Annotated in this window: 9 protein-coding genes; all 9 read left to right on the top strand. The window is 51.5% G+C overall.

From position 1 onward, the window contains the following. Positions 1 to 31: 31 nt before the first annotated feature. The 9 genes from OHJ21_RS15895 to OHJ21_RS15855 all read left to right on the top strand — a co-directional run bounded on the left by OHJ21_RS15895 (position 32) and on the right by OHJ21_RS15855 (position 12,738). On the top strand, positions 32 to 673 hold the full coding sequence (locus OHJ21_RS15895; protein WP_326092620.1) for a TetR/AcrR family transcriptional regulator: 642 nt from the start codon (positions 32 to 34) through the stop codon (positions 671 to 673). 6 nt (positions 674 to 679) lie between these two features. Further along, complete coding sequence (locus OHJ21_RS15890; RefSeq protein WP_486020505.1) at positions 680 to 1,189, top strand: DUF4188 domain-containing protein; 510 nt, start codon at positions 680 to 682, stop codon at positions 1,187 to 1,189. Positions 1,190 to 1,414: 225 nt separating this feature from the next. Continuing rightward, complete coding sequence (locus OHJ21_RS15885; RefSeq protein ID WP_486020504.1) at positions 1,415 to 3,661, top strand: helix-turn-helix domain-containing protein; 2,247 nt, start codon at positions 1,415 to 1,417, stop codon at positions 3,659 to 3,661. A gap of 301 nt (positions 3,662 to 3,962) precedes the next feature. Beyond that, the gene (locus OHJ21_RS15880) at positions 3,963 to 4,934 is read left to right on the top strand and encodes an ABC transporter permease (protein WP_394057324.1); all 972 of its coding nucleotides are present in this window, start codon (positions 3,963 to 3,965) and stop codon (positions 4,932 to 4,934) included. 10 nt (positions 4,935 to 4,944) lie between these two features. Beyond that, on the top strand, positions 4,945 to 5,841 hold the full coding sequence (locus OHJ21_RS15875) for a carbohydrate ABC transporter permease (protein WP_100538546.1): 897 nt from the start codon (positions 4,945 to 4,947) through the stop codon (positions 5,839 to 5,841). A gap of 138 nt (positions 5,842 to 5,979) precedes the next feature. Further along, positions 5,980 to 7,608, top strand: coding sequence for an ABC transporter substrate-binding protein (locus OHJ21_RS15870; RefSeq protein ID WP_486020503.1), 1,629 nt, complete (start codon positions 5,980 to 5,982; stop codon positions 7,606 to 7,608). Positions 7,609 to 7,628: 20 nt separating this feature from the next. Then, entirely contained in the window at positions 7,629 to 9,053 is a 1,425-nt protein-coding gene (locus tag OHJ21_RS15865; RefSeq protein ID WP_486020502.1) for an alpha-L-fucosidase, read from the top strand. Between the two features lie 191 nt (positions 9,054 to 9,244). Further along, positions 9,245 to 10,909, top strand: a complete 1,665-nt coding sequence (locus OHJ21_RS15860) for a DUF4091 domain-containing protein (RefSeq protein ID WP_486020501.1) — start codon at positions 9,245 to 9,247, stop codon at positions 10,907 to 10,909. A 374-nt stretch (positions 10,910 to 11,283) separates the two neighbouring features. Continuing rightward, positions 11,284 to 12,738 (top strand): aminotransferase-like domain-containing protein, encoded by a 1,455-nt coding sequence (locus OHJ21_RS15855; RefSeq protein ID WP_100538542.1) that lies wholly within the window; start codon positions 11,284 to 11,286, stop codon positions 12,736 to 12,738. The last annotated feature ends 93 nt before the right edge of the window (positions 12,739 to 12,831 follow it).

The raw sequence follows: 12,831 nt of genomic DNA, 5'->3' as shown, positions 1-12,831 counted from the left end.
CACATGTTAACTTTGAAGAGGTGCTAACACAATGGATCCGGATATCTCATTAAGGGAATTAAAGAAAGCTAAGAACAAAATCGCACTGTATGAGGCGGCACTATCGTTAATGAAGGACCGGATGTTCAGCCAGGTTATGCTGGAGGACATTTGCAGGCGAGCCGAAATATCAAAAGTCACTTTTTTTAAGTTTTATCAACGCAAAGAGGATCTGCTGATTTATTTTATGCGGGTATGGCTGACTGAGCGGGTTATCGAGATCGACACGGAAGGGAAAAAAGGGTTTCAGGCTTTCCGGCATCTGTTGTCCCAAGTGGCTAAGGAGCATCAAGTGAGGCCGGGCATGATGCCGAGCCTGATCTCCTTTCTCGCGGAGCAGAACATGCAGCCCTGCATGCCGGAGCTGAGCCCTGCCGAAGTATCGCTGCTTTTTCCCGGTCACGAAGAAGCGGGGAGCCAATCGCCCAACATGTATGCTTTATTCCAGCAGTTCATGAAGGAAGAAGATCAAGCCGGAAGACTGAACCAAGCTCTTACCTTGGAGCAAGCCGTACAGATCTGTTTCACCATTTTTTATGGCGCGTTTCTGACGGCGCAATTATACAATTCAACCGAAATCGGTCGCTTTTACGAAACGCATCTTGGTCTGCTAGAAATAAAGGAAGAGGAGTGAACAGGTATGAGCAAAGTCATTCCAGGTCGATATACCGCACACATGGAAGGATCCTTCGTTGTATTCGTGATCGGGTTTCGGATTAACAAGTGGTGGGCGGTCCATAAGTGGCTGCCTGTCATGAATGCCATGTCCCCGATGCTTCAGGAGCTGTACCGGAACAAGGAGGAGCTCGGCTTTATGGACGGTACCTATCATTTTTCCGGCAAGGGACTCACTCTTATTCAATATTGGAGGAGTTTCGAACGCCTGGAGCATTATGCCCGTCACGGAGCCAATCACCTGAAGGCATGGCGGGATTTCAACCGCAAGATTGGAACGGGAGGGGACGTAGGGATATTCCACGAAACCTATTTGGTTCCGGAAGGACATTATGAATGTCTGTACAACAATATGCCGAGGTTCGGTTTGGCAAAAGCGGGAGCCCATGTCCCCGCGACGGGACGCAGGGAAACGGCAAGCCGGCGGCTTGGCCGCGAGGGAGAACCAGCAGTGCCGACTCCTCCAAATCCGTAGTTCCGGTCTATAGTCGGTTGATCTCCCTCTGCTGCCGCAGCTTATGTCATAGGATAATTACCATAGGTCATGGGCGGCGTAAATGCTGTGGAAGTCGTGAGGCTTTAGACATGTTTTTCTTCCACGCTCCAAAAAAGGGTTGGTAATCCCCGTTTATTCTTCTATGATGATATTACTTCAAATCGGCGATGAGATAAGGAATTAGTTCGCTTTAGGGGGATGCCTATGGGAAGAAAAGCATGGTTTTACCGTCAGCTTTTATCGTATATGCCGGTCTTCTTTATCGTGATTTCCTTTGTGTTTTTTGTCTTTTTTCAAATGCTCGGTGAGCAGTCGCGGAAGGGCGCGATTCAGGCCAATGAGACGATGATTCAGCAGGCGATGCGATCGGTGGATAATTCGCTGAAGGCTATCGATCAGATGCTGGTGCAGGAATTGCTGTTCAACCCCGATATGTCGGGATTTTTCAATCAAGAGGATCAGGACAACGTCTATTTGAACATGCAGGCGGTGAAGGCCATGAAGCAGTTCAAGGTGTCCAATCCACTGGTCGATTCCATGGTGCTCGTGCGGACCCAGGATGAGTTCGTCCTGAGTACTTCGTCCTCATTTAACTTACAGGATTATGCGGATTATGACTTTCTTAAGCCTTATTTGGGCCAGGTCAATAGTGAGGCCAAATGGAGTACTGTACGGAATTTCCGGGAATTCAGCTTCAATAGCATGCAGCATGTGATAACCCTGGTACGAGATGCGCCCTTCGTTACCCATGGCAAAGGCGTTATTGCCGTCAACATCAAGGTGGACGCCATACATAACATGATTCAGGGCATGGTTAATCCCGATGTTAGTTTCATTCATATGAAGGATACGCAGGGGCGGTCCATGATCCCCGACACCTCAATAGTCGAAAGCGGGGAGCTTGTCTCCCAAGCGGTGTCGCCATATACCGGGTGGGTATATGAGGGAGGACTAACCCAAGGCCGAGTGGTTGGTATCGTCAGCCAGCTGTACAATATCTGGTTTATCGTCGGCTTGCTGATGTGCGTTGCCGGGGTCGTCTGGATCGTATTGGTTACGCGCCGAAACTATAAGCCGATTGAAGCCATCGTGTCCCGGATTCATAACTATTCGCAGTCTAAAACGAGCGCGCTGATCCATAACAGTAAACAGGATGAGTTCGCTTTTATCGAATCTGCACTCGAAAGTATGCTGGAACAGGCGAGCAGCTTTCAACAGCAGCATCGGGAGGATTTGCTGCTGCGCAGAGCGTATCTGTTCCAGCAGCTGATGGAGGGGCAGTACCCGTCCCATTTGGAGCAGTGGAACGAGCAGCGGGACGCCATGGGACTGCCGGACTTGTCCGAATCACAGATCGTCAATGTCATCGAAATCGATAAATATCCATTGTTCTGCGAGCAGTACCCGCAGCAGGACCAGTATTTGATCAAATTTGCCCTCAAAAGTGTCGTTCAAGAAATTGCAGCCGGGCAGGAAACGAGTGTTTGGACAGAATGGATATCCGCTTCGAAGCTGGGCGTGATGACGATGGCGGATGACCAGGACGCAGAACAGCACGTGGTCACGCTGCTTGAACAGGCCCGCCAGTGGGTGGAGCAGCATCTGAAGCTGACCATAACCGTTGGTATGGGGGAGAAAGCGGAGCGATATACGGATATTCCGGACTCCTATGAGCAGGCACGCACCGCATTGAAATACAAAATGATCCTCGGCGAGAACCGAATCATTCATTACACCCAAGTCTCCGGGGAGGAACGGGGCCATGCCTTCGATTTCTTGAACCTGATCCGTTCGATGGCTCAATCCTTCCGGCTCGTCAACAGGGATTGGCAGGAGAAATACAATGCCCTCATCCATAACATTGGACAAAACATGCTGGACCGGGACGGCGTGGTGAACCTGGTGGATTACATGATGTACTCGCTCGGACGTGAAATGTCGTGCATGGCAAAAGAATTTCAGGATTTGTGGCTGACAGAGGGGCAGCCTGCCTTACGGAACGCGCTCCAATCATCCGATACACTGGAGCAGCTGGAACAGGAGTTCGGGGAGGCTTTATCCGCTCTGTACGACAGTATGCTCGCTCTCATGGAGGGCCGAAATCATGCGGACACGATTCAGAAGGTGCGCTTGTTTATGGAGCAGAACTCGAGCAATCCGGATCTGTCTCTCAATTATTTAAGCGAACGCTTCAATATGAACTGGAAGACGCTGAGCAAGCTGTTCCGGGAGGAGACCGGCCAGAAATTCGTGGATTATTTAATTGAGCTGCGGATGAACCATGCCCGGAAGCTGCTCGAAGAGACCTTGCTGCCTGTACAAGATATCGCGACCGAAGTTGGGTATTCCAATGCCATCTCATTTGGCCGGATGTTTAAAAAGCTGATGGGGATGTCACCGGGGGATTACCGTGAGCAGGCTGCTTATAAGCAGCAGAATTACGGGAACTAACGATCCTTCTGACGGCTTCATGCATACTGATCAAGTAGAGAATCCTTCTGACTAGGTCATGCATATATAACCAAGCAGAGAGTCCTGCGGATGAACCGTCCCGCGGGCTTTTTGCTGTAAACGGAGATAGGTTTAGCGACGGAAAAAGGTTTATTCGCCCTTACGGCCCTGTCGACCCTAAAGTTCCCCCTGCTCGCGGAAATACGTTGATTCGGAGAATCTTGTTTATTGATCGGATGCAGCCGTCCGCTCTAGACTTGGGATCAACACAAAGCGAAGGAGGGTGACCCCATTGGCTCGTATGAGCAGCGCAATCCCAGTACCTGCAGATGCACAGGCACCAACGAATCTACCACCGAACAAGCCCATGAACCGAACGAGGAAGAAGCTGATGAAGCACTGGCAGTTCTACCTGCTCGTATTCTTCCCGTTAGTCTACATCATCCTCTTCAAATACGTTCCGATGTTCGGCGTCTTGATTGCATTCAAGGAATACAACGTCGTACAGGGGATATTCGGCAGTCCCTGGGTAGGATTCGATTATTTCCGGCAATTATTCGATGCTCCGTTCTTCTGGCAGTATGTCCGCAACACGCTAGAAATTTCCCTGTACGGCCTGCTGGTCGGTTTCCCTGCACCCATTCTGTTGGCGCTGGCACTGAATGAGATCAGGAACGGCCGCTTCAAGAAAACCGTCCAGATGGTGACATACGCGCCGTACTTCATTTCAACGGTGGTCATCGTTTCGATTCTGATCGTGAACCTCTCGCCCAATACGGGGCTGATGAGCAATCTGTTCCGGGCGCTCGGGCTTGAGACCGTTGATTTCCTTGGCGTGCCGGAACTGTTCAAGTCGATTTATGTCTGGTCCGATGTGTGGCAGTTCACCGGTTACGGCGCCATCATCTATATTGCGGCCTTGGCTGGAGTCAATCCCGATCTGTACGAGGCGGCAAGAGTGGACGGGGCAACCCGGCTTCAAAAAATCATCAATATCGATATCCCCAGCTTGTTTCCGGTCATCGTCATTTTGCTCATATTAAATCTGGGGAACCTGATGAGCCTGGGCTTTGAGAAAATTTATCTCATGCAAAACCCGCTCAATCAGAACACGTCCGAGGTCATTTCCACCTATGTGTACAAGGTCGGTCTGCTCGGAGCAAATTTCAGCTTCTCTGCCGCCATCGGCCTGTTCAATTCCATCATCAATTTCATTCTGTTGGTTATCGTCAATTACGTATCCCGAAAAGTCTCATCCACAAGTCTATGGTAGGAGGAATCGCATGAGCAGGTCAACCGTACGGGAGTCCGCTGCAGACCGGATTTTCCTTGGTATCGTGTATTTGTTTCTATCCGTCGTTCTGATCGTCATTCTGTTTCCGCTGCTCCATATTGTAAGCGCATCCTTCAGCTCCCCGGGTGCGGTGTCCTCGGGCAAAGTGTGGCTGTGGCCGGTGGATGTGACCTTGATCGGCTACAAAGCGGTGTTCCAGAATTCCAACATTCTGATCGGGTTTGGCAACTCGCTGTTCTATGCCGTTGTCGGCACGATCGTAAACGTTGCATTCACGGTGATGCTTGCCTATCCGCTCGCCCGCAAAACGTTTTACGTTCGCAACATCATTATGATGCTGCTGGTGTTCACAATGTTTTTTGACGGTGGGCTCATACCGAACTATTTGCTCGTGAAGTCGCTCGGCATGCTCGACACGCGCTGGGCCATGATTATACCGGGTGCGCTAGCTGTATTCCAGGTCATCATCGCCCGGACTTTTTTTCAGACGACGATCCCCGATGAACTGGCTGAAGCGGCGGAAATGGATGGGAGCAGCGACATTACCTTTTTCCTTAAAATCGTCCTTCCGCTTTCGAAGCCCATTCTGGCCGTGCTCGGGCTGATGTATGCCGTCGGCCATTGGAACTCCTATTTCAATGCCCTGATTTATTTGAAGGACAGCAGCCTGTTTCCGCTTCAGATCTTCCTGAGGGATATTCTGATCCTGAATTCCGTCAGCGCCGAGATGGTGACCAACGTGAATGAGCTGCTGGTCCGCGAAGGGCTGAAGGATTTGCTGAAGTATTCGCTGATCGTGGTGGCAAGCGCCCCGGTATTGATCATTTACCCGTTTGTGCAGAAGTATTTTGTCAAAGGCGTAATGATCGGATCCTTGAAAGGGTGATTCCTATTTCGTGAAGGAGGTGGGGTCGGCATTATAGAATAGGGTATTTCCGATGTTCGGACATATAGGGGGTATATGCAAAAATACGGTTTCGCTTACGAAGTACGGGCAGGTATTCCATATTAGGGAGGAATTGATTTGAAAAGGTTCACTGGATTAGGTTTAAGTCTGGTTCTCGTGGCAGTGCTGGCTCTATCCGCTTGCGGCAAGACAAGTGAAACAGGAACTGAAGGTCCGGCAAGCCCTCCGGAGTCAGGGGCACCCGTTGAACTATCGGTATTCGCTCCTCAGTCCGCCGGCATCGAGAGCCTCGATGTCAATCCGTTCTCCAAGCATATCGAAGAGAAGCTGGGGATTACATTCAAATGGAATACGACGCCCGACGCGGTATTCAACGACAAGAAACTGCTGATGCTGGCCAGCGGAGACTATCCGGCGCTCATTATGAATGCCGGCATATCCAAGGCGGATCAGATCAAGTACGGTATGCAAGGGGCCTTTATCCCCTTGAATGAGTTAATCGACAAGCATGCACCTAACATTAAAAAGGCGATGGAGGAAGTCTCCTATTTAAAATCGGCGATGACCGCGCCGGACGGCAATATTTATGCGCTTCCGAAGGTGAATGAGTGCCTGCACTGTACGTATGGACAGCGGATGTGGATCAATACAACCTGGCTTGAGAAGTTAGGTCTAGAGATGCCAACCACTACCGATGAGTTCTATGAAGTGTTGAAAGCCTTTAAGGAGCAGGATCCGAACGGCAATGGCAAGGCCGACGAAATTCCGATGACCACTTCGCTCGATGTGTGGGGAGGAGGAGTTGATGCCTTTTTGATGAATGCTTTTATATATAACAATGGCACGACTTATTTAAGCGTGAAGGATGGCAAGGTGATTTTGTCCGCGGCTGAGTCCGAGTGGAAGGAAGGTTTAAAATATCTCAACAAGCTGTACAGCGAAGGTCTGATCGACAAAGGAGCGTTTACCCAAAACGGCGATGCCGTCAAGCAGCTCGGCAACAAAGCGGACAATGTGGTCGGCGCCGTTGGTTATGCGCTGATCAGCAGCGTGCTGGAACCAACCGATGCCAAGCCCCGCCATAAGGAATATGATGTCGTACCCCCGCTGAAAGGACCGAATGGCGTGCAGCTTGCAGGTTATAGCGTCGGAGCAGGGGATGGATCGTTTGTCATTACGAATAAAGCGACGGAGGAGCAGCGGATCGCGGCGATCAAGCTGGCGGATTACCTGTTCTCCGAAGAAGGCACCGTGATGACCTCCTGGGGCTTTGAAGGAGATGGATGGCGGAAGGCGGAGTCCGGTGCGCTTGATTACAATGGCGAGCCGGCCGCATACGAAGCGCTGAAGCGGGATGTACCCGAGGGATCACTTGACGTAACCTGGTGGCAGCTTGGAACGATGCTGATGGTGAACTCCCTCCGGGAGTCCTTTGTCGCTCCGGAAGATCCGTTTGGCAACGGAGCTTATGAGTATCGCTTGTGGCTGGCTGCGAAGAAATACGAGCCTTTTGCCAAACCGGAGTTGGTGTACCCGACGGATGTGTTCATCGATCCGAAAGACGCCACCTTCATCGCACAGATTCAGAAGACGATTCAGGATTACGTGAAATCGAATCTGGCCCAATTTGTAACCGGCAGCAAGGACATCGAGAAGGATTGGGATGCCTATGTCAGCGGATTTAAGGGACTGCAGCTGGATAAGTATCTGGAGATTCATCAGAAAGCATTAGACAACCAAGGATAGAGGTATAGGAGGTTTATCGCTTGCACAATTTCATTGAATACGCTGCCAATATTAAGCCCTCGGAACGTCAATTAGCCGTCCAGGAGATGGAGTTCTACGCATTCTTTCATTTTACCATCAATACGTTCACGGATATGGAATGGGGCACGGGAAAAGAAGATCCTGCGCTGTTCAATCCGGCGCAGCTGGATGCGGATCAATGGGTCAGCGCTTGTGTCAGCGCCGGGATGCGCGGCTTGATCCTGACCTGCAAGCATCATGACGGCTTCTGTTTATGGCCGAGTCAATATACGGAGCACTCCGTGAAGAGCAGCCCTTGGCGAAACGGGCTTGGGGATGTGGTGAAGGAGGTTGCCGATGCCTGCAGGAGAGCGGGGATCAAGTTTGGCATCTACTTATCCCCGTGGGACCGGCATGAACCGTCATATGGCGATTCGCCGAGGTATAATCAATTTTTCCTGAACCAATTAAGAGAATTGCTGACCGGCTACGGCGAGATATTCTGCGTCTGGTTTGACGGAGCCTGCGGCGAAGGCCCGAACGGCAAGCGTCAGGAATACGATTGGGAAGCGTACTATGCCCTGATTCGGGAATTGCAGCCGAATGCCGCCATTTCGGTATGCGGACCGGATATTCGCTGGTGCGGGAATGAGGCGGGGCATTGCAGGGAGTCGGAGTGGAGCGTCGTTCCTGCGTCGCTGCGCCAGAATGAAGCGATCCAGGAAAAGTCGCAGCAAACCGATGACCGGGCGTTTGCGCGCCGCTATGAATCGAGTGAAGAGGATCTTGGCAGCCGGAGCGTCATTCAGGGCGAGAAGGAGCTGGTATGGTATCCGGCCGAAGTCAATACCTCGATCCGTCCCGGCTGGTTCTATCATGCGTCCGAAGACGATAAGGTCCGGTCACTGGAGGAATTACTGCATATTTACTACGGCTCGGTTGGCGGCAATGCCACTTTTCTGCTCAATATTCCGCCGGATACCCGCGGATTGGTTCATGAGTTCGATCTGCAGCGTCTGCAGGAACTCGGGGACGCCATTCGAACAACGTTTGATACCAATCTGGCTGCCGGTGCGGATATTACGGCATCCGAGACGAAAGCCGGATCGGATGCACGAAATATGGTCGATGGCAGCAAGAATACGTATTGGAGTCCCGAGGAGGGTACGGAATACGCCGTGATTGAGTTGGACATCGGGCAAGCGATAGATTTCGATCATATCGTATTGGCTGAATACCGGTACGGGCAGCGGATCGAGCGCTTCGAGCTTGAATATATGGAAAATGGGAACTGGCACGCAATCCAATCCGGGACGGTGATCGGGCGCAAACGCATCTGCCGTTTTCCCGCTGTACGGGCTCAATATATCCGGCTTACCATTTTGGAATCGAGATGGTGTCCGCGCCTGTCCGGCTTTGAAGTATACCGGAGCTCGAAGGATTGATGGGAGCATTCTAACATCTGGCGGATATCCGGTATGGAATTCCGCTATGGAATGCCATGATAAGGCGGCCATCGCAAAAGGGCGGTGGCTCCTTTTTTTCGAAAACGTAAATTTTACCTTCCGTTCCACCCAGATTAGTGTAAGATGTACGTGAAAGCACCCCATTTCATTGTAGAGAGGATGTAACCTGCATGAGCCATTCCGTATCTTTTGAGACCCGGCTGTTGAGCTCTTTGACCAAAGTATTTGCCGATGAAGAACTGTCCCAAGCCTCGTATGACAAAGGGTCTTCGTTTGGCAATGAGACGTTCTCGTTTCAAGTTGCTTACCGTTCCAACCGCTTGTTGAAAAACATCCGGGTTCATCTGCAATCCGCGTTGAGCGAACGGATTACCGTCCGTTCTGTAGGCCTGGTTCCATCGGAGCTGCCCACGTACCATGATCATGACGAGTTTATCTTAAGAGCTGCTCCCGGGCTGTATCCGGACCCGTTGCTGCCTTTGGCATCAGAGTCTGTTGTAACCGGATGCCCGAACCAGTGGAGAAGTTTATGGATTACGGTACAGCCTGAGGGTGAGATTAAGGGCGGTACATATGAAATCCGGCTTCGTTTTGAAGCGGAATCGGGGGAGTCGCTTGGGGAAGAGGTATTTACACTGGAGGTGATTCCGGCAACCTTGCCGGACCAGACGCTGATTCATACGGAATGGTTTCATGCCGATTGCTTGGCGAACTACTACGAGGTGGAGATATTTAGTGAACGGCACTGGACGTTAATCGGTCAATTTATGCGGACCGCCGCTCAGCATGGCATCAATATGATCCTGACCCCATTGTTTACGCCTCCGCTGGATACGGAAGTGGGCGGAGAACGGCCAACGGTGCAGCTGGTTGACGTGGCTGTTACCCAGGATGGAACGTATGCGTTTGGGTTTGATAAGCTGGACCGCTGGGCAGACCTGTGTAATTCTAATGGGATTCAGTACCTGGAATTCTCGCATCTTTTCACCCAGTGGGGAGCCGGGCATGCGCCGAAGATTATCGCTAACGTGAACGGAAAGCCTGAGAAGCTGTTCGGATGGGAGACGGATGCAACCGGAGAAGCGTATCATGCCTTCATCCGGCAATTCATACCGGCCCTCACCGGTTGGATTGAAAGCCGGGGACTTGAGCAGCGCTGTTATTTCCATGTATCCGATGAGCCATCCGAGTCCCATCTGGAGGCTTACGGTCATGCAAGCCGGTTGATGAACGAGCTGCTGCCGGATTACCCGATCATTGACGCGCTCTCCGATATTTCGTTCTATGAGCAGGGGCTGGTGAAGCGTCCGATTCCGGCCAGCAATCACATTGAGCCTTTTCTGGATCAACAGGTAACGCCACTGTGGACCTATTATTGCTGTTCCCAGTACAAGGAAGTGTCCAACCGTTTCTTCAATTTGCCTTCGGCAAGAAACCGGATCATCGGGATTCAGCTGTATAAGTTTAATATCGAGGGATTTCTCCATTGGGGGTATAACTTTTGGAATTCGCAATACTCGAAACGCGCCATTGATCCGTTCAAGGTGACGGATGCGGATTGCGGTTTTCCTTCCGGGGATGCTTTTGTGGTATACCCTGGTGAAGAAGGACCGATTGAATCCATTCGGCTGAAGGTATTCCAGGAAGCGCTTCAAGATTTGAGAGCGCTTCAACTGCTGGAGACACAGATCGGCAGGGAGGCTGTGCTGCAGGCGCTGGAGGAAGGGCTCGAAGAGCCGATCACCTTCAAGACGTACCCGAGGGATCAGGAATGGCTGCTGTCGAAGCGGCAGTGGATCAACGATAAGATTAAGGAAAGTTTGGTTGTGAAGTAAGCGGGCTGGCAGCTTATTTAGACTAATCAGGCGATTTAGGCCGCATGAATCATCCGTAAAACTGCCCCATCTTCTTTAGAGAAGGTGGGGCAGTTTTTGATTTGCATAACGGCTGCTTTTTCCTCGCCCGGATGGTTTCTTCCAGGATGCATACTTGCTTAGGCGAGTTCCATTATGGTTCCATGGTTAGGGAAGATGGCATGTTTCTAAAGTATACCGATGTCAAGGGCAGACCGATCATAGAGATAAGATGTTTGGGGTACTGGGAACGTTTAGCCGTACCGGGTAAACCACGCCCGAGGCGAAAGAGGCCTGCCGTGGTTCTAGTGGTATCTCCGAAAATATGCCATCATAAGAGCAAGGGGGAACGGACGATGTATTTGGATTTCAAGTTGGCGAATGACCGGCCGGCCTATATTCAAGTCAAAGATTACATGAAGCGCTTGATGACGACCGGCGCGCTGCAAGCCGATCAGAAGCTTCCCTCCACGCGTGAGCTAAGCGCGCTGTTTCGAGTGGGCCGCAATACGGTGCTGAGCGCGTACTCGGATTTGGAGGACGAAGGCTTTATCTATGCGGTCAAAGGGCAGGGGCACTTTGTTACCCCTTCAATCAGCGGAGCTTCGCTGCAGCCTGAAGGCAAACGGCTGGACTGGGGTCCTCGCCTGAACGAATACGCCAGGCTTGCGGAAGCGCATGATCTGATGAAGCACGGTATTCGAGCCGAGAAGGGCTCTATATCTTTTACAAGCATCGCTCCCGATGAGAAGCTGTTCGACCTGCAAAATGTCAAGCGTGCATTCCTGGACCGGATGTCGCTTGAAGGCGATGTACTTCTAAACTATGGTTACGCCAAGGGCTATAAACCGCTTATTGATTACCTTCTCCGTTACATGGAGAACAAGGGCGTGAATATGGAGGGTAAGGATATGCTGATCACCAGCGGTTTTACGGAAGGCTTAAGTCTGGTGTTATCGGCCTTGAACAAAGGGCATGGCCGCATCCTGTGCGAGAATCCCACCCATCATACAGCCATTAAAAATTTTAAAATGCACGGGTACGCCATTACCGGCGTTGAAATGGAGCATGACGGCATCAGCCTGACGGAGCTCGCGCGCGAGCTGTCGGAGCGGACGTACGACATGGCCTACCTCGTGCCTTCCTATCATAATCCTACAGGAATCGTGATGTCCCACCAGAAGAGGCTGGAAGCGCTGCGGCTTCTGAATGAGCACGAGATTCCCGTTATCGAAGATGGTTTCAACGAAGAGCTGCGCTATTCGGGCTCGCACATCGCGCCGCTCGTTGCATGTGCAGGCGGCGAGAACAACAGCGTGATCTATTTGGGCAGCTTCTCCAAGATCCTGTTTCCCGGCCTGCGAGTGGGCTGGGTGCTAGCCGACAAAACCCTGATTCATTATTTGGAGAGCGTGAAACGTGCCCGCAGCATTCACACATCCACCCTGGATCAATCCCTGCTCTTTCAATATTTGTACAACGGCAACTTCGAGAAATATTTAAAGAGGGCGAAGGCCGAGTACAAGCGAAAATATGAGCTTGCGATCCGCTGCTGCGAGGAGTGGATCCCAATGGAGCGGTTGTCCGGGGACGGCGGGCTTCACCTGTTCGTCGAATTCGGTCCCGAATTCCGAACCCGTGAGCTGCTGGAAGCCTGCTCCGCCCAGGGCGTGGTGTTCACGCCAGGCGACATTTTCTATACCGATGGCGGGGGCCATCACACCATGCGTCTCGGATTCTCCCGCGTCTCCGACGAGAATATCGAGCAGGGGATTCGGATCATCGGCGAGGCGGCAAGGAAGCTAATGTAATCGGACTGCAACAGAGGTCGGAAGAATAATCCGCGCGGAGTGATGATTAGCATCCAAGGAATGCTTCTTTGAGAAAAAGATCTTCTGACTTCA

Origin of the sequence: Virgibacillus sp. LDC1 (assembly GCF_025792345.1) — a bacterium.
Lineage (GTDB): Bacteria > Bacillota > Bacilli > Paenibacillales > Paenibacillaceae > Paenibacillus_AQ > Paenibacillus_AQ lautus.
This window is presented reverse-complemented; position numbering and strand designations above follow the sequence as displayed.